Source organism: Haloferax sp. Atlit-4N (assembly GCF_003383025.1).
GTDB lineage: Archaea > Halobacteriota > Halobacteria > Halobacteriales > Haloferacaceae > Haloferax > Haloferax gibbonsii.
The window spans coordinates 1,475,800-1,493,651 of the sequence record NZ_PSYY01000001.1 but is presented as its reverse complement, the minus strand read 5'-3'; the positions used below and the strand labels follow the sequence as shown (position 1 = coordinate 1,493,651).

Annotated in this window: 18 protein-coding genes; 12 read left to right on the top strand and 6 right to left on the bottom strand. The window is 69.5% G+C overall.

The window, feature by feature from the left end:
* Nucleotides 1-51 precede the first annotated feature (51 nt).
* From C5C07_RS07805 to C5C07_RS07795, 3 genes are all read right to left on the bottom strand, one after another.
* Nucleotides 52-1,704 (bottom strand): rhomboid family intramembrane serine protease, encoded by a 1,653-nt coding sequence (locus C5C07_RS07805; protein ID WP_115804834.1) that lies wholly within the window; start codon nt 1,702-1,704, stop codon nt 52-54.
* A 144-nt stretch (nt 1,705-1,848) separates the two neighbouring features.
* Complete coding sequence (locus C5C07_RS07800) at nt 1,849-2,127, bottom strand: UPF0058 family protein (RefSeq protein WP_004977032.1); 279 nt, start codon at nt 2,125-2,127, stop codon at nt 1,849-1,851.
* A gap of 58 nt (nt 2,128-2,185) precedes the next feature.
* Nucleotides 2,186-2,398, bottom strand: a complete 213-nt coding sequence (locus C5C07_RS07795; RefSeq protein ID WP_004043463.1) for a ribbon-helix-helix domain-containing protein — start codon at nt 2,396-2,398, stop codon at nt 2,186-2,188.
* 182 nt (nt 2,399-2,580) lie between these two features.
* Here C5C07_RS07795 and C5C07_RS07790 point away from each other — a divergent pair, with 182 nt between their 5' ends.
* The 4 genes from C5C07_RS07790 to C5C07_RS07775 all read left to right on the top strand — a co-directional run bounded on the left by C5C07_RS07790 (nt 2,581) and on the right by C5C07_RS07775 (nt 7,197).
* Complete coding sequence (locus C5C07_RS07790) at nt 2,581-3,174, top strand: sulfite oxidase-like oxidoreductase (RefSeq protein WP_004977033.1); 594 nt, start codon at nt 2,581-2,583, stop codon at nt 3,172-3,174.
* A gap of 299 nt (nt 3,175-3,473) precedes the next feature.
* On the top strand, nt 3,474-4,805 hold the full coding sequence (locus C5C07_RS07785) for an isochorismate synthase MenF (protein WP_115804833.1): 1,332 nt from the start codon (nt 3,474-3,476) through the stop codon (nt 4,803-4,805).
* Nucleotides 4,806-4,876: 71 nt separating this feature from the next.
* On the top strand, nt 4,877-6,625 hold the full coding sequence (menD, locus tag C5C07_RS07780) for a 2-succinyl-5-enolpyruvyl-6-hydroxy-3-cyclohexene-1-carboxylic-acid synthase (RefSeq protein ID WP_115804832.1): 1,749 nt from the start codon (nt 4,877-4,879) through the stop codon (nt 6,623-6,625).
* A 59-nt stretch (nt 6,626-6,684) separates the two neighbouring features.
* Entirely contained in the window at nt 6,685-7,197 is a 513-nt protein-coding gene (locus C5C07_RS07775) for a hypothetical protein (RefSeq protein WP_004977036.1), read from the top strand.
* Nucleotides 7,198-7,206: 9 nt separating this feature from the next.
* Here C5C07_RS07775 and C5C07_RS07770 read toward each other — a convergent pair whose 3' ends face one another.
* Together C5C07_RS07770 and C5C07_RS07765 are read right to left on the bottom strand one after the other, a co-directional pair.
* Nucleotides 7,207-7,725, bottom strand: a complete 519-nt coding sequence (locus C5C07_RS07770) for a hypothetical protein (RefSeq protein ID WP_115804831.1) — start codon at nt 7,723-7,725, stop codon at nt 7,207-7,209.
* The gene (locus C5C07_RS07765; RefSeq protein WP_004977038.1) at nt 7,718-8,182 is read right to left on the bottom strand and encodes a hypothetical protein; all 465 of its coding nucleotides are present in this window, start codon (nt 8,180-8,182) and stop codon (nt 7,718-7,720) included. Before C5C07_RS07765 ends, C5C07_RS07770 begins: the two co-directional genes overlap by 8 nt.
* Nucleotides 8,183-8,301: 119 nt before the next feature.
* On the opposite strand from C5C07_RS07765, the gene C5C07_RS07760 reads away from it, so the two are divergent.
* From C5C07_RS07760 to C5C07_RS07725, 8 genes are all read left to right on the top strand, one after another.
* The gene (locus C5C07_RS07760; RefSeq protein ID WP_115804830.1) at nt 8,302-9,219 is read left to right on the top strand and encodes a 1,4-dihydroxy-2-naphthoyl-CoA synthase; all 918 of its coding nucleotides are present in this window, start codon (nt 8,302-8,304) and stop codon (nt 9,217-9,219) included.
* Between the two features lie 144 nt (nt 9,220-9,363).
* Nucleotides 9,364-10,575, top strand: coding sequence for an ABC transporter substrate-binding protein (locus tag C5C07_RS07755; RefSeq protein ID WP_050459052.1), 1,212 nt, complete (start codon nt 9,364-9,366; stop codon nt 10,573-10,575).
* A 1-nt stretch (nt 10,576) separates the two neighbouring features.
* Entirely contained in the window at nt 10,577-11,545 is a 969-nt protein-coding gene (locus C5C07_RS07750; protein WP_115804829.1) for an NAD(P)/FAD-dependent oxidoreductase, read from the top strand.
* 181 nt (nt 11,546-11,726) lie between these two features.
* Entirely contained in the window at nt 11,727-12,665 is a 939-nt protein-coding gene (locus C5C07_RS07745; protein WP_049905205.1) for a 1,4-dihydroxy-2-naphthoate polyprenyltransferase, read from the top strand.
* A gap of 2 nt (nt 12,666-12,667) precedes the next feature.
* Nucleotides 12,668-13,720: an o-succinylbenzoate synthase gene (gene menC / locus C5C07_RS07740; RefSeq protein ID WP_199522724.1), complete on the top strand. Its 1,053-nt coding sequence runs from the start codon at nt 12,668-12,670 to the stop codon at nt 13,718-13,720.
* A 69-nt stretch (nt 13,721-13,789) separates the two neighbouring features.
* Complete coding sequence (locus C5C07_RS07735) at nt 13,790-14,599, top strand: enoyl-CoA hydratase/isomerase family protein (protein WP_004977043.1); 810 nt, start codon at nt 13,790-13,792, stop codon at nt 14,597-14,599.
* Between the two features lie 98 nt (nt 14,600-14,697).
* The gene (locus tag C5C07_RS07730; protein WP_004977044.1) at nt 14,698-15,414 is read left to right on the top strand and encodes a ThuA domain-containing protein; all 717 of its coding nucleotides are present in this window, start codon (nt 14,698-14,700) and stop codon (nt 15,412-15,414) included.
* A 148-nt stretch (nt 15,415-15,562) separates the two neighbouring features.
* Complete coding sequence (locus C5C07_RS07725; protein WP_050459048.1) at nt 15,563-16,321, top strand: glucose 1-dehydrogenase; 759 nt, start codon at nt 15,563-15,565, stop codon at nt 16,319-16,321.
* Nucleotides 16,322-16,598: 277 nt separating this feature from the next.
* Here the strand turns inward: C5C07_RS07725 and C5C07_RS07720 are convergent, their stop codons facing one another.
* Nucleotides 16,599-17,474, bottom strand: coding sequence for a hypothetical protein (locus C5C07_RS07720; RefSeq protein WP_004977047.1), 876 nt, complete (start codon nt 17,472-17,474; stop codon nt 16,599-16,601).
* Between the last annotated feature and the right edge of the window lie 378 nt (nt 17,475-17,852).

Genomic DNA, 17,852 nt, shown 5'->3' with positions numbered 1-17,852 from the left:
GGCGACCGTGACCGCCCCGTCGTCAGCGCGCGCGTCGACCGCGGACCCAGACTAATTGTACGTCTCTTTTCGCGCGACTCGGACTTTCGTCCCCCGCGACTCGGCGAAGACGAACGACTTCTCGCGGACGAACCGGATGCCGTCGAGCGTCGTGCTCGCGTTCTCGGTCGGCATCGGTCCTCTGACGGTCCCGCTGTCCGACGACACCTGAATGTCGTAGCCCGTCGCCGTCGGCACGACCGAGATGTTCCGCCGGGCGACGACCGGTTCGGCTCGGACCGGCCCGGTCTCGTAGGCCAGTCGCGCCTCGCCGTCGGCGACGAGGAACACCCGGTAGGCGGTTCCCGCGCCCGAGACGACGTAGCCGTCGCGGACCGCCGTCACCTGGTCGCGCCAGCCGAGGCCGCCGAGCCTGACCGCCGACTCGCCGTCGAACGCCAGCCGACTCGTGGAGACGGCCGTCGTCCAGATACCGCGCCGCTCGCTTCTGACGATGACCCCGGAGGTGTTGGTCGTCGTCGACTCGCCGAACAGTTCGATGTCGAAGACGGCGGTCAGCCCGTTCGGCACGTCCTCGGCGTAGGTCACGTCGTAGTCCCTGACCGAGACGCTCTCGCCCGGCAGGTCGTCGCCGCTCGCGGTGAACGTGTTGTACAGCATCGCCGGCCCCGACAGGGCCGCGACGACGACGAGGAGAACGGCGAGGCCGGCCTGCCAGCGGCGGGCCGAAAACACCGAGTTGTCGGGCGCGTACTCGCGGAGCGGCTTGTCGGAGGCCGCGACGGTCAGCGCGACGATGGTCGCGAGCGCGACGACGAGCGCGAAGCCGACGGCGCGAAACAGCACGTAGGTCTCGCCGCCGCGGTACCAGTACACCGCCCACAGCGACTCGCTCACGGAAAACAGGAGGACGCCGGCGAAGCTCCGGAGGGCGGGCGGGTTCGACCCCTCGCGGCGGTGGCTGAGCCACACGCCGAGGAGGACGCCGAACAGGAAGCCGATGGCGTGGCCCTGAATGGCGATTTGGGACCACCACGGCGTCGAGAAGATGGGGCGGGCCGACGAGACGACTTCGGGCGACAGCATCGCGTTGTAAAACAGGCTGACGACGCGCCCGGAGACGAACGCCAAGATGGTCGCCAGCGGCCGGAAGACGAGCGCGAAGCCGGCGAACGCGAACACGACGCCGGAGAAGCCGACGACCGGGCCGAGCGCGAAGACGGAGGTCAGAAGCCCCACGCCGACGACGGCCGCGGGGAAGACGACGAGCGACCGGACGTAGGGGTTCTCGCGGGCCGACCCGAACGAGGTGGACCCGGGGCGCGTCGGGTAGTGTCCCCACGCGTACTCCGCGACCGGCGCGAGCGTGAGCGTACCGACGAGGTTGCCGACGAGGTGGCCGGCGCTGGAGTGAGCGAACGCGGCGGTCAGCATCCCGGTCGGGTAGAAGTACGACCACGCCCGGAACGGGATGACGACGGGCCGGTACCACGACGACCAACCGTCCTGCACGACGAGATAGACGAGGAGGACGCCGCCGACGCTGACGAGCGTTCCGAGCGGGAGGCCGAACAGGAAGCGCCGCCGGAGGGCCGCCGAGAGCCGAGTCGGTCTGTCGACGACGGCGAGCGCGACGGCGGCCGCGAGGAGCGCGAGGAGCGCGGCGAGTCGCTGGAACGGTATCCAGCCCGGTATCTCTAGCATTAGCTACCTGTGTCGTACGAATGGGTGATAAAGAAACCCGCGGAGAACTGCTTGAGAAGTGCTAGCGAGCGACACGAATCCGACGGCGGGAGGCGGCTCAGCGTCGGGCGGTCGGTCGCGGGGCGCGCTGCGGCGGACGGCCGCTCAGATTTTCCCTTCGGCGTCGTCGGCCAGTTCCTCCATGCGCTTGCCGACGCGGCCCGCGCTGGAGAACTCGTCGTCGCTCATCGCGGTCGCGAGGGCGTTCCCCAGCACGAACACGGCGTGTTTGTGCTCGCTTTTCGATTTGTGGACGTGGGAGGGCTCGACGGCGAGCTCGTCGTAGGGGTCGAACAGGCTCGAATCGACGTGGTCGCGGGCCGAGAAGTGGTCCTTGATGATAACCATCTGTTCGTGCAGCTCCAGCAGTTCGTCCTTGTGCATGAGCGTTGGTTAGGCGCGAGGGCGGTTTAAGCGTTATTGGGGGATACTGTCACTCGGCTCAGAAGACGTACTCGTCTTCGTGGCCCATCATTCCGTCGTCTTCGTACGCGCGGTCCTCGTCGGACATCGGACCGCTGGTCTTGTACGCGCGGATACCGGTCGACAGCAGGTCCTCGATGGCCTCGTCGCGGTTGACGAACTCGCCCTGTTCGACGAGTTGGACGATCTGCATCTCCAGGTGTTCCGGCACGGTAATCTCTACTTTGGGCATCTGAACGTCCGTCGCTTTGGAAGGGCCGTATATAACTCTACCGGGGGAATACTCGGGTTTTCCGAAGGTCGTTCCGGCGAACGCGAATCTCCGCTTACGTTCGGTTAGTGCGGCTGCCGCCCCGGTCGCCGACGGGTGTCCGGAGTCGTTAGTGATAGGTGCGTCGGGCCGAAGATTCGACCATGGCCAACGACGTGACCCACCTCTACGAGGAGTTCGGCGACGACCGACTCCCGCCGGGCCAACGCGAGACCCAGCGGTTTCCCGTGCTCTCCAAGAGCGGCACGCCCTCGTGGGACCCGGAGACGTGGTCGTTCGAGGCGTGGGGCGCGGTCGAGACCGAACTGGACCGCTCGTTCGACGAGTTCCGCGACCTCCCCTCCGAGACGCAGGTACAGGACTTCCACTGCGTCACCGGCTGGAGCAAGTTCGACTGCGAGTTCGAGGGCGTCACGTTCCCGACGCTCGCTGACGCGGTCGGCGTCGACGACGACGCGGTCCACGTGATGTTCCACGCCATGGACGGCTACACCACGAACCTGCCTCTCGACCAGTGCATGCGCGACGAGGTCATGTTCGTCTGGGGCTACGACGGCGAGGACCTGCCCGCCGACCACGGCGGCCCCCTCCGGGTCGTCACCCCGCACAAGTACGCCTACAAGGGCGCGAAGTGGGTCTCGGGCGTCGAGTTCCTCACCGAACCCGAACGCGGCTACTGGGAGAAACGCGGCTACTCGAACACGGCGAACCCGTGGAACGAAGAGCGGTACAGCTAGGCTGAGTTTTTGGTCCACCGTGAGACTGCATGCAGTCTCACGAGTCTTCGCTCGCTATCGCTCGCGAAGACAGCTTTTTGCGTGGTGAGCGCAGCGAACCACGGAAAAAGGTGGGCGAATCCGTGGAACGAAGAGCGGTACAGCTGAGCTGATTTTCCAGCGTTTTCGGCGGTCGCTTCGCGTCCGAGCCACCAGCGTTGTCGTTCGGTGGACGGATGTGCGCGTCCCGCTGTCTCCCCGGAGCGGCGCGCGGGACAGAAGGGAGAGTTTCAAGCGTCCCCGGTCCTGACCCACGGTCGATGGAACCGTTGCGGACAGACGAGGTGGGGGACCATCTCGTCAGCAGGTCGGTTCGACTGTCTGCGCCGCCCGTCTCGGCGTCGCTCGCGACGATGCGCCGCCCGCGGGCGCTGTGGACCGCCCCCGACGAGCCGACAGTCGTCGGCGGCGGCGTCGCCGTGGCCGTCGAGGCCGACGGCCCTGAGCGACTCGCGCGCATTCGCGAGTCGGCCACGGCGCTGTTCGACGGCGCTGACGTTGACGCCCCCGACGTCGCACGCCCGCGATTCTTCGGCGGCCTCGCCTTCCACGAGGAGGCGACCGGCCGCGACCCGTGGGCCGACTTCCCGGCCGCGCGCTTCGTCGTCCCCGAGGTGCAGGTCGCCTTCGACGGCGACGACGCGTGGCTCACGGTCACCGCCGTCGGCGCGGACGCCGACCCCGAGGCCGTCGGCGACCGACTCGACGAGGTCCGCGAGACGCTCGAATCGCTCGACGACACTCCCCCCGAGGGACCGCCGGGCGTCTCGAACCGCCACCGGACGACCTCGGTCGAGGCGTGGCACGAGAGCGTCGACGCCGCGGTCTCTCGCATCCGCGCCGGCGACCTTCAGAAGGTCGTCCTCGCGCAGGCGCTCGAAGTCGAACTCGACCGCCCCGCCGCCGCGCCCGACCTGCTCGCCCGCCTCGGTCGGACGTACCCCGACTGCCACCGCTTCCTCGTCGAACCGAACGGCGGGGCGAGCTTCCTCGGCGCGACGCCCGAGCGACTCGTCTCGCTCCGCGGCCGCGAGGTCGAGACCGGCGCGCTCGCCGGGACGACCGGCCGCGGCGACACCGACGACGAAGACGAGTGGCTGGCGAACGAACTGCTCGGAAGCGAGAAGGACAACCACGAACACGAACTCGTCGCGGAGACGATTCGGGAACAGCTCGCCCCCCTGTCGGCCGAGATTCGCGTCGGCGACCGCGGGATTCGGAAGCTGGCGACCGTCCAGCACCTCTGGACGCCCATCGACGCGACGCTCGAACGCGACGAACACGTCCTTTCTCTCGTGGACGCGCTCCACCCGACGCCCGCGGTCGGCGGCCTCCCGCCGGAGGCCGCCCTCGACGTGATTCGAGACACCGAACCGTTCGACCGCGGCTGGTACGCCGCGCCGGTCGGCTGGTTCGACGCCGACGGCGACGGCAGTTTCGCGGTCGCCCTCCGCTCGGCCATCGTCGAGGAGACGCTGGCGACGCTCTTTGCGGGCGTCGGCCTCGTCGCCGACTCCGACCCCGACGCGGAGTGGGACGAGGTGCAACTGAAGTACCGACCCATCCTCGACGAACTCGAACGCGACGACTGAGTTCGAGGCTGGCGACCGTCGCCGACGACCGACTCCGACTCGATTCACCCCGATTTGACGACCCAGACGAGATGACAGCACCGAACCGAAACGCCCTCTGGGCACGGACCTTCGCCGACGAACTGGCACGCACCGGCATCGACGCGGTGTGCATCGCACCCGGCAGTCGCTCGACGCCCCTCACGGAGGCGTTCGACCGCCACGACGACATCGAGACGTTCTCGCACCTCGACGAGCGCTCGGCGGCCTACTTCGCGCTCGGCCGCGCCCGGCGCACGGGCGAGGTGACGCCCGTTCTCTGCACCTCGGGCACCGCCGCGGCCAACTTCCACCCCGCCGTCATCGAGGCGTCGCAGGCCCGCGTGCCGATGCTCGTCCTCACGGCCGACCGACCGCCGGAACTCCGCGACAGCGGGGCCAATCAGACTATCGACCAGGAGAAGCTCTACGGCGACGCCGTCCGCTGGTACAAGGACATGCCCGAACCGGAGGCCACCGACAGGAAACTCCGGAGCCTCCGAACCACCGCCGGCCGCGCGGTCTCCGAGGCAACCGGCGTCGACGCCGGTCCCGTCCACCTCAACTTCCCCTTCAGAAAGCCGCTCGAACCGACGTACGTCGAGGGCGACGTGCCCGCCGACCTCGACCCCGAGGCGCTCGACGGCCGGAGCGGGAGCCGACCCTACGTCAAGACGACCGCGGGCGCGCCGGAACTCTCCGAGGACCACCTCCGAAAGCTCGCCGACGACCTCGCGGTCGACCGCGGACTCATCGTCGCCGGTCCCGCCGACCCGCCCGGATTCAACGCCGAGGCCGTCGCCGCGTTCGCCCACGCGACCGGCTTCCCCGTCGTCGCCGACCCGCTTTCGGGACTCCGCTTCGGCGGCCACACCCGGACGACGACCGTCCTCGGCGGCTACGACGCCTACCTCGACGAGCGCGTCACCGCCGACTGGCTCGACCCCGAAGTCGTCGTCCGCATCGGCGCGTCGCCGACCTCGAAGGCGCTCCGGAAGTACCTCGCGCGCACCGACGCCCGGCAGTACCTCGTCGACCCGACGGGCCGCTGGCGCGAGGCCGAGTTCGGGGCGACCGACCTCGTTGAGGCCGAGCCCTCGGTGCTCGCGTGGCGGCTCTCGCAACTCATCCGCAACCGCCCGGACGAGTCGTGGAACGCGCTGTGGACCGACGCGGAAGACGCCTACTGGAGCCTCGTCGACGACGAGAGCGACGCCTTCGAGGGCCGGCTCGCGGCCGACGTGGCCGACCTCGCGCCCGAGCCCGCGACGCTGTTCGTCTCGAACTCCATGCCCGTCCGCGACCTCGACCGCTTCGCGCGACCCTCGACGAAGTCCCGCACGGTCCTCGGGAACCGCGGCGCGTCCGGCATCGACGGTATCGTCTCCTCGGCGCTCGGAGCCGGCTCCGCGGCGACCGACCACCTGACGCTCCTGACCGGCGACCTCGCGTACTACCACGACATGAACGGCCTGCTCGCGCTCGGCCGCCTCGGGGTGGACGCGACCATCGTCCTCGTCAACAACGACGGCGGCGGCATCTTCCACATGCTCCCCATCGAGGGGTACGAGCCGCCCTTCACGGACCAGTTCAAGACGCCCCACGGTCTCGACTTCGCGGCCACGGAGGACCTCTACGACCTCTCGTTCGCGTCGGTCGACCCGGACGACTTCCGCGACGCCTACGCCGAGTCGGTCGCCACCGACGGCACCGACGTCATCGAGGTCCGGACCGACGCCGAGTCCTCGCACCGCGTGCGCGAGCGCATCGCCGAGCGCGCCAGAGAGCGACTGTCCGACTGACCGACTGACCGAACCAGTCGACCGACTGACTTTTCTCCCGCGCTCCGAATCGTGGCGACATGCCCTCCGAACTCTTCCGCCAGTACCGCGGCAGCGTCTACGCCGTCGCCGGGTTCCTCGGCGTTCTCGCGTTCGCCTACGCGACCGTCGTCGCGTACGAACCCCTCGCCGGGGTCTTCGCCGGCGGGACCGTCGTCTTCGGCGTGGTGCTTCTCTCGGACCTCGCCGAGCGCGGCTATCCCCCGGCGCTCGGCCGCTACTGGACGCTCGCGCTCGTCGCGGTCGTGGTCGCCTTTCCCGTCCTCTGGTTCGTCGTCCAGCGGCCCCTGACGGGCCTCGGCCTCGCGCCGCTCGTCGCCGTGGTCGCTTGGGGGCTCGCGCGGTTCAAAGCCGGCGGCTACCCCGAGTCGATGGGCCGCCGCCGGTCGCTCGCGACCGCGTTCGTCGGGACGGGGCTCGTCGCCTACGGCTCCGTGGCCGGAACGACCGCCTTTCTCGTCGGCATCGCGGCCGCGGTACTCGTCGGACTGGCGTCGTGGCTGACGAGTCCGCGCGGCCCGCTTCGAGACTGACTGACCCACTCACTCCGCGTCGGAAGCGTCGGCCGAGACAGCTGACTTCGCCCACGGCCCGACGAGCCGCCCGGCCGCCCAGTAACAGCCGGCGTCGAGGACGACCGACAGGCCGCCGATGACTCCGCCGACGACGCTCGCGGCCGCGACGCCGATGAGCGCGATGAACGCCAGCGAGAGGAGCGGGGCTCCGTTCAGAACCGCGCCGACGAGGACCACTCCGAGGAGGAACGCCGCCCCGATGAGCGCGCCCGCCGCGAACCCGCGGAGGACGAGTCGCCAGAGTCCGCGGAGACCGTTCCGCAGGTCGGCCAGCCCGCCGTCAGCCAGCGCCCACCGGGTCGCGGCCGCGGTGAGGAGCCACAGGTAGGCGAAGACGGCGACGCCGGGGAGCGTCCCGAAGTTGGCGAGTTCGCCTTCGAGCGCGCCGCTCGCGTGCGCCGCGACGAGTCCGACGAGGCTCAGGGCGACGAGGTTGAACGACGAGACGACCCACGCCTCGAAGCGGCCGGCGGCGGCCTCAGCCATGGGCCAACACCTCCGCGAGCGCGACGAGGACGAGGAGCGCGGCGGCGGTCGCGCCGTAGCTCTTCGCGAGGAGCGAGCGCCCGGCACCCGCCGGATGGTCTCGTCGGACCCTGAGCGCGACGAGCGTCCGGACGAACGACCCGAGAACGAACGCGGTCACCGCGAGGAGCTTCACCGTCAGTATCGTTCCCCAGCGGCCGGACGGGCCGGGCGGACCGAGCGCGCCGAGGTTGCCGACGCCGGTGACGACCATCGCGCCCATCGCCGCCCAGAAGACCCACTCGTAGGTGGTCGCGAGAGGCGACGGGTCGCCGACGGCCCCGGCCGAGCTATCTGCTCTCTTGCTCCCGGAACCGGGCGCTCTGAGCGTCGCCCACGCGAACACTGCGCCACCGAAGACGAGCGCCATCCCGACGATGTGAACGAATCTGACGAGGAGGCTGGTCGCGGCCGACATACGCGAGAGTAGTTCGTCGGCTGACAAATAGTTCCGGGCCGAGCGGGGAACGCGCCGCCACTCGGCCCCGACCATCGCCGCAAGCGAATCTTTTTGCGCCGCCCGCGCCGCCACTCGGTATGGTCTCGGAGATTTTCGACCCCGACCGCTGGGAGCCCGTCCCGGGGTCCGACGAGTTCGACGACATCACCTACCACCGCGCCGTCGACGTGCCGGCGGTCCGCATCGCGTTCGACCGCCCCGAGGTCCGAAACGCCTTCCGGCCCGGAACCGTGGACGAACTCTACGCCGCGCTCGACGACGCCAGAAAGCGCGCGAACGTCGGGTGCGTCCTCCTGACCGGTAACGGTCCCTCCGAGAAGGACGGCGGCTGGGCGTTCTGTTCCGGCGGCGACCAGTCGGTCCGCGGCGGCTCGGGCTACGAGTACCGCGACGACGACGAGGCCGACGCCTCCGACGACCCGCTCGTCCGCGAGGCGAAGGCCGGTCGCCTGCACATCCTCGAAGTCCAGCGGCTCATCCGCTTCATGCCCAAACCCGTCGTCGCCGTCGTGCCGGGGTGGGCCGTCGGCGGCGGCCACTCCCTGCACGTCGTCTGCGACATGACGCTCGCGTCCGAGGAGCACGCGAAGTTCCTCCAGACAGACCCCGACGTGGCCTCCTTCGACGGCGGCTTCGGCTCCGCGTACCTCGCCAAGCAGGTCGGCCAGAAGAAGGCCCGCGAGGTGTTCTTCATGGGCAAGACCTACTCCGCCGAGGAGGCCGTCGACATGGGCATGGCGAACGAGGCGATTCCCCACGAGGAGCTAGAGGACGTGGCGCTGGAGTGGGCCGACGAGATGACGAAGAAGTCGCCGACGGCCATGCGCATGCTCAAGTACGCCTTCAACATGACCGACGACGGCATGGTCGGCCAGCAGGTGTTCGCCGGCGAGGCGACCCGGCTCGCCTACATGACCGAAGAGGCCCAAGAGGGCCGCGACGCCTTCCTCGACAAGCGCGAGCCGCGCTTCCGCGACTACCCGTGGCACTACTGAGGGTCTGACGCCGACTCTCGCCGGACGCCGGACCCGCAACCGCGATGCGGTCCCTCCCGTCGGGCCAAGACACGTCGCCTCGCCAATGTTTAGGCCGGCCGAAAAATAGGAACGCTCTTATACATTTAGGTTAGCCTAAACCCCATGGAAGAGAAATCCACCGGGCGGGAGGGACTCACGCGACGCAACTACATTCGGTACGGCGGCACGGCTCTCGGGGCCGGGATGCTCGCCGGCTGTACGTCGGACTCGTCGGGGAGCGACGAGACGACCACGGCGGCCGAGACGACGACCGAGGAAGCGACTGAAACGGAGACCGCGACCCAGACGACCGAGGCGGACTCCTCGTACTCGGTGACGATGGAGCCGATGGGCGAGGTCGCGTTCGACTCGGTCCCCGAGTCGTGGGCCGCCTACGACGGCGGCTACGCGGACATGGCCGTCGCGCTCGGCGTCGGCGACGGGCTGACCGGCGTCGGCGGCGCGGGTCGGTACTACACCTACGTCTACGACGAACTCCCCGGCGTGAGCGTCGACCGCGAGCAAATCGAGGCGTACCCCGAGGTCCGGACGAAAGAGGAGTTCTACGAACTCGACAGCGACGTCCACCTCTACGACCCCAACATGCTCGTCAACTGGTTCGACTGGGACCAAGCCGACGTGGACGAAATCGCGGAGAACGTCGCCCCGTTCGTCGGCAACCTCGTCTTCCGCCGGTCGGACGGCTGGCACGACTACCGCTACTACACGCTCTACGAGGCGTTCGAAAAGGTCGCGCAGGTGTTCCAGCGCGAGGACCGCTACGAGGCGTTCGAGGCGCTCCACGACGAGTTCATCGCGGAGATACAGGCGGAACTGCCGCCGGCGGACGAGCGCCCGAACGTCTTTCTCACCTTCGAGGGGACGACCGAGCCCGAGACGTTCTCGCCGTACCGCCTCAACGACAAGGGCACGAGCAAAAAGCAGTGGAACGACCTCGGCGTCACCGACGCGCTCTCGGGGACCGACATCGAGAATCTCAGCACGACCAATCGCGGCGAACTCGACTACGAGAACCTCCTCGAAATCGACCCCGACGTGATTCTGGTCCGCGGCCACGAGCGCAAGACGCCCGAGGAGTTCCGCGACACCGTCCTCGCGTACATGGAGGACCACCCCGTCGGCGGCGAACTGGCGGCCGTCCAGAACGGTCGGGTCTACCGCGGCGGCTACCTGTTCCAGGGGCCGATTCACAACCTGTTCCTGACCGAGCGCGCCGCGAAGCAGATGTACCCCGACGTGTTCGGCGACGTGACGGACGACGCCGAACTGTTCGACCGCCAGCGCGTCGCGGACATCGTCAACGGGGAGTTCTGAGATGGCGGACGCCGAGCGCTCGGAGGGGACGGCGACGGCGACAGCGACCGACCCCGAAGCGGCGGCGTTCGACTACGATGTGGCCATCGTCGGCGGCGGGCCGACGGGCTGCTCGGCGGGCGTCTTCACCGGCCGGTACGGCCTCGACACCGTCGTCTTCGACCGCGGCCGGTCGTCGCTCCAGCGCTGTGCCTATCTGGAGAACTACCTCGGCTTCCCCGGCGGCGTCGACGTCGAGACGTTCTACGGACTCATCCACGACCACGTCGAGGCGGCCGGCTGCGACCTCGTTCCGGAGCTCGTCGAGGCGGTCGAACCCGCCGCCGGCGACGAGACCGAGACTGCGGACGCCGCCGGGCCGGGCTTCGAGGTCACGACGCAGGACGGCGAGACCGTCACGGCGAGGCGGGTCGTCGCGGCCGCCCGCTACGGCGGCGACTTCCTCGAACCGCTCGGCGACGACGAGATGTTCATCACCTACGAGTACGACGGCGAGACGCGGACGAAGTTCGACCGCGACTACGCCGACGTCGAGGGCCGGACAGCCATCGACGGGCTGTACGTCGCCGCGCCGGTGAGCGAGGTCAACGTGCAGGCCATCATGTCGGCCGGACAGGGCGCGCGCGTCGGCCGGTCGGTCATCACCGACCACCGCCTCGAACAGGGGTATCCCGAGGACCTCGCGGCCCACTGGGACTGGATACGTCCCGAGGCGGAACTCGCCGACGAGGAGACCGCCCGCGACGACTGGCGCGAGCGGTTCGACAGCCGAGTCCCCGACGACTGCGACCTCGCCGACGAGCGACTCCGCGAACTCCGCGAGGCCGACGTGGAGCGCCAACGCGAGATGTACGTCTCCGAGGGGACGGTCGAATCCCGGGCCGAGCGCGGTCGCGAGCGACTCGCCGACCACCTCGGCGTCGACGCCGATTCCGGTCCCGCCGCTGATTCCGCTTCCGACTCCGAATAGCGAGTCATCGACGACCCTGGTCGGCGACGGCGATGACCACGTCGTCGCCGACACCGGGGGCGCGACCGGCTCGTCAGGACCGACGCGCACGCCGGGGGGCCGTCGTCTCCCACCCACCGCCCCGGCGTCGCGCGCTTTCGGATAGGAACTTACTCACTGCTTCGGCCCTCGTATGCAGACAATGAGCACGCAGGACATCTCTCGCAGGCGGGCGTGGGTGATGGCGTCGCGGCCGCAGACGCTCCCGGCGGCCGCCGCGCCGGTCGTCGTCGGCACCGCGGTCGCCGTCCACGCCGACCTGTTCGCCCCGCTCCCCGCGCTCGCGGCGCTCGTGGGCGCGCTTCTCATCCAAGTCGGGACCAACTTCGCCAACGACTACTACGACGCGGTGCAGGGCGCGGACACCGAGGCCCGCGAGGGCTTCACCCGCGTCACCGCCGGCGGGCTCATCCCGCCGGCCGAGGTCAAGCGGGCGATGTACCTCACCTTCGCCGCCGCCATCCTCCTCGGCACCTACCTCGTCTACGTCGGCGGCGTGCCCATCCTCGTCATCGGCCTGCTCTCTGTCGCCTCGGGCATCGCCTACACCGGCGGCCCGTACCCCCTCGGCTACCACGGCCTCGGCGACCTGTTCGTCTTCGTCTTCTTCGGCCTCGTCGCCGTCGTCGGAACGTTCTACGTGCAGGCCGCGAGCGTCCTCGCCGCCCCGCTCACGGTCGGAATCCCGGAGGGAACCGTCACGCTCGTCGCCGTCGTCGCCAGCCTCCCAATCGCGGCCATCTCCACGAACATCCTCGTCGTGAACAACGTCCGCGACAAGGAGGAAGACGCGACCACGGGCAAGCGGACCCTCGCGGTCCGGTTCGGCTACGGTTTCGCCCGCGCCGAGTACGTCGCCATGCTCGCGCTCGCCTACGTCGTCCCCGCCTACCTGTGGACCCGCGCGGGCTTCGACTGGTTCGTCCTCCTGCCCATGTTCTCGATGCCCGTCGCGGCCCGCATCGCGCGGACCGTCGTCACCGAGACGAAAGGCGAGAAGCTCAACCCCGCGCTCGAAGACACGGGCAAACTCCTCGCGCTCTACGCCGTCCTCTTCTCGGTCGGCCTCGTCCTCGCGTGACGATGCGCCTCCGCGAGTTCGCCGTCGACCTCGAAACGCCGCTTTCGACCGCCAAGGGCGACATCGAGCGCCGCGAGGGATTCCTCGTCGCGGTCGATGCCGCGGGCGAGACGGGCGTCGGCGAGGCGACGCCGCTTCCGGGCTGGACCGAGTCGCTCGGCGACTGCCGCGACGCGCTCGCCGACCTCGCCGAAGGCGACGCCGCGGCCGACGCCGACCCCGTATCCGCACTCGAAGACGGGTCGCTCGCGGACGCGCCCGCCGCGAGACACGCCGTCTCGCTCGCCGTCGCCGACGCCCGCGCTCGCGCCGCCGACCGACCGCTCGCCGCGTCCCTAGCCACCGACTCGCACACCTCGCTTCCGGTGAACGCGACTCTCGGCGACGACGGTCCCGAGGCGACCGTCGAGGCCGCCGAGGCCGCCGTCGAATCGGGGTACGGCTGCCTCAAACTGAAGGTCGGCGCGCGCGACCTGACCGACGATGTGGCGCGCCTGCGGGCCGTCCGCGAGGCGGTCGGTCCCGACGTGTCGCTCCGGGCCGACGCGAACGCCGCGTGGGACCGCTGGACCGCGGACCGCTTTCTCGACTCGGTCGAGGAACTGGGCCTCGACCTCGACTACCTCGAACAGCCGCTTCCCGCCGACGAACTCGACGGCCACGCCGTCCTCCGGCGGCTCCACGACACGCCCATCGCGCTCGACGAGTCGCTGGCGGCGGTCCCGCCGCAGCGGGCGCTCGCCTCGAACGCGGCGGACGTGCTCGTCTGCAAGCCGATGGCGCTCGGCGGCCCGGACCGCGTCCGCGACCTCGCGGCTCGCGCCCGCGACGCCGGCGTCGACGTCGTCGTCACGACCACCATCGACGCCGTCGTCGCCCGACTCGGCGCGCTCCACGTCGCGGCGTCGCTTCCCGGCGAACGAGCCCACGGGCTGGCGACCGCCTCGCTCCTCGACGCCGACCTCGCGGCCGACCCGGCTCCCGTGCGCGAGGGCCGGATGCGCGTCCCCGAGGGTCCGGGCCTCGGTATCGACGTGTCCGCGCTGTTCTCCTGAGCCGGTCGGCAACGATTCAACTCTCCACGGTCCAAACGTTTTTCACGGTTCTGCACGTCGAACCGGGGGATGACCGAGGTCGAACTCGACTCCGACGCGGTACGGCTCGCGCTCGACGACGGCGTGGCGACGGTGACGCTGGACGCCCCGGCGGTTCGGAACGCGCTGACGGTCGAAGTCACCGCCGGCGTGCGCGAGGCGCTGGGCTCGCTCCCCGACGAGGCGCGCTGTGTCGTCCTCCGCGGCAGCGACGAGGCGGGCGCGTTCTGCGCCGGCGGCGACGTGAACGCCATGCTGGAGCTACAGGCCGACGCGATGACGCTCCCCGAGGCGGTCGACCACGTCGTCCGCGACACCGCCGACTGCGTGCGCCGCGTCTACGAGTGCGACCTGCCGACGGTCGCGGCCATCGACGGCCCGGCCGTGGGCGCGGGCGGCGCGCTCGCCATCGCCTGCGACCTCCAACTCCTCCGCGAAGACGCCTCCGTCGGCTTCGGCTTCCGCCGGGTCGGCCTCGCGGTCGACTCCGGGCTGTCGTACCTCCTTCCCAGACTCGTCGGGCGCAACGTCGCCATGGAACTCGTCTACACGGGCGAGAAACTCGGCCCCGAGCGGGCGCTGGAACTCGGCGTCGTGAACCGCGTCGCCGACGAGGACGAGTTCGAGGCGGAACTCGACGCCCTCACGGAGCGCATCGCCGGCGGCCCGACGAAGGCGCTCACCGCCTCCAAGCGCCTGCTGCGCCGCCCCGACGACTCCATCGAGGCGGCCATCGAACACGAGGCGTCGGCGCAGGCGGTCATGTTCGGGACCGACGACCACGCCGAGGGCGTGGAGTCGTTCATGAGCCGGCGGGAACCGGAGTTCGAAGGCAAGTAGCCGACTCGGCGGGGGACCGCCACGGGCCGCCCTCGCCTTCGCCTTCGGCGCATTTCGCTGTCGGTGCATACTTGTCGCCGCCCGGCGACGGCGGGAGTATGGTCACCGTCACCGTCTGGAACGAGTACCGACACGAGAAGGAAAACGACGAGGTCGCCGAAATCTACCCCGACGGCATCCACGCGACGATAGCCGAGGGGCTCCGCGAGGCGGGTTACGACGTGCAGACCGCCACGCTGGACGAGCCCGAACACGGCCTCACCGAGTCGGTCCTCGACGACACCGACGTGCTGGCGTGGTGGGGGCACAAGGCCCACGACGAGGTGGACGACGCAATCGTCGACCGCGTGGTCGACCGCGTCCGCGACGGGATGGGCCTGCTCGTCCTCCACTCGGGCCACTACTCCAAGCCGTTCAAGCGCCTGATGGGGACGACCTGCTCGCTGAAGTGGCGCGAGTCGGGCGAGAAAGAGCGCGTCTGGGTCGTCGAGCCCGGCCACCCCATCGCCGACGGACTTCCCGAGTCGTTCGAGGTCCCCCGCGCCGAGATGTACGGCGAGCGGTTCGACATCCCCGCGCCGGACGAACTCGTCTTCACGTCGTGGTTCGAGGGCGGCGAGGTGTTCCGCTCCGGCTGTTGTTACACCCGCGGCAAGGGCCGCGTCTTCTACTTCCGGCCGGGTCACGAGACCTACCCCATCTACGAGCAGGAGGAGGTTCGGACCGTCCTCGACAACGCCGTCGACTGGGCGGCCCCCGGCGACGGTCCCGACCCGTACTTCGGTAACGCGGAGCCCATCGAAGACCTCGACTGAGCCGTCGGTCGCTGAGCGCGGGGCGAAGTAATCGGTTTTTCTCGGCTGCGAGAGCGTCACGCGTCCCTGAAGAGGCGTTATTTCCGAGTGACACCTACTGGCACGCACGACCGCGCCGCCCACGCGGCCGGCGGGTCGTGGTGATATCATGAAGGGAATCGATGGGAAAGTCGCGCTCGTCACGGGCGCGGCGTCGGGTATCGGTCGGGCGACCGCGCTCCGGTTCGCCGAGGAGGGCGCGATGGTCGCGCTCTCGGACGTGCAGGTGGACGCCGGCGAGCAGGTCGTCCGAGAGATAGAAAGCGAGGGCGGCGACGCCGCATTCTTCGAGGCCGATAGCTCGAAGGAAAGCGACGTGGCGAGCCTCGTCGACAGGGCGGTAAGCGAGTTCGGCGGCCTCGACTTCGCGCACAACAACGCGGGCATCGAGGGGACGCCGGGCCCCATCGCCGAGATGTCCATCGAGGACTTCCAGCGGGTCATCGACATCAACCTGACCGGCGTGTTCCTCGGCCTGAAGTACGAGATTCCCCGTCTCGTCGAGAACGGCGGGGGCGCCATCGTCAACACGTCTTCCGTGGCGGGACTGACCGGCGGCGCGAACCTCGCGCACTACTACGCCGCCAAACACGGCGTCATCGGGTTGACCCGCTCGGCGGCGCTCGAAGTGGCGGCCGAGAACGTCCGCGTCAACGCGGTCTGTCCGGGCGTCATCGAGACGCCGATGATAGAGCGATTCACCGCCGGCAACGACGAGGCGAGGGCCGGACTGCTCGAAGACGAGCCAATCGGCCGCCTCGGCAAACCCGAGGAGGTTGCCAGCGCCGTCGTCTACCTCTGTTCCGACGACGCGTCGTTCGTCACCGGCCACCCGATGGTCGTCGACGGCGGCTACGTCGTCCCGTAGCCGACCCGCGCAGAGCCCCGTTTTTTCGCCGCCGGAGCTCGCCCGCCCGGACGGGACCGTCCGGAGCGCCGACTATCATAAGTGGGTGCGGTCCGGAGAACGCCCATGGCACAACCGACGAGCGGACAGCGGCGACTCATGTTCGCCCTGTTCGCGTTCGCGGCGCTCGTCTTCCTCCTCGGCATCGTCGTCATCGGCTACCTCGCCGGCGCGTTCTGAAACTCCCGAGGGCACCCGCGACCGTCCCCGCGGCTCGGGACGGCGAACAGCGGCCGGCTCAGCGGGTCGCGTCTTCGGGGTGGTAGGTCTTCCCGCGAGAGCCGTCGGCGGTCATCCGGCGGAGCGTCGCGGCGGCGTTGCTCGCGTCGTAGCCGAACAGCACGTCCTTCGCGTACTCGTCCGCGACCTCGATGGCGTGGATGAGGTCGTCCACGTCCACGTTCACGGCGTACAGTTCGAGCGAGAAGTCGACGTCGTAGGGCTCCAAAAGCGAGACGAAGCCGCGGGCGATGGTTTCGAGCCAGTAGGTCGTCCCGTAGTTGGTGTCGTAGAGCGGGACGACGAACTCGTCGACGTGCGCCGAGAGCGCCTCGATGTCGAGGCCGGCGCGGCGGTAGAGGTGGCCCGGATAGGGGTCGGGATAGAGCGTGAGATACAGGCGACCGGGGACGCGCTCGGCCGCGTCGGCGACGAAGTCGGTGATGACCTCGGCGCGCCACTCGAACCAGGCGTCCTCGTCGTCGGCGTCGCGGCCGCGGTCGACGGCCCACGCCTCGAACTGCGAGGTACACCGGTCACACCGGCAGTACTCGTCGCGCGGGAAGCCGACGTCGTCGAGGCGAACGTCGCCGTTGGCCGCGGCGGCGTCCTCGACGATTTCGAGCAGGCCGGCGCGGTACTTCTCGTTCGTCGGGCAGATGTACGCCCAGTCGAAGTACGTTCGGTCCCGCGTCGCCGGGTTCCCCTCGCCGTCGACGGGGACCAACTCGGGGCTCTCGTTGGCGGCGGCGTTGTCGCCGAAACACGATATCATGTTGACGGCGTTCGACAGCGGTTCGGCCGCCCGGCCGGTGACGTCCTTGACCTCGTAGAAGCCGCGGTCGAACTCCGGCCAGTCGACTTCTTCCTCGTTGCGCGTGACGACCCCGTACATGGCTCCGCCTTCGCGCGGGCGGCGGGTAAGTCGTTCGCTCTCGGGCGTGCACCTCCTCTTCGGGCGTCGTCACTGACCGGCCGCGAGTGAGGCGAACCCGGCCGAACGCGGCCGAGCACGCGAAAAGGTGGTTACTCTTCGATTTCGACTTCGACGGTGTCTCCGCTCCCGGAGAACACGGTGTAGAGGACCGCCACGAGCGCCAGTACCAGAACCAGTTTGGCCTTCTTGGACATGCCGAGAACTTCGACCGCACCGCACTAAGTGATTACGACACCGGGGCAACTGTGGCGAGCGATTTAAAAACTGGATGCACGTTCCGAACTGGCGTTAATTAAATGACAGAAAGCGCAGAAACGTTATCTTATCTGAGAGCAT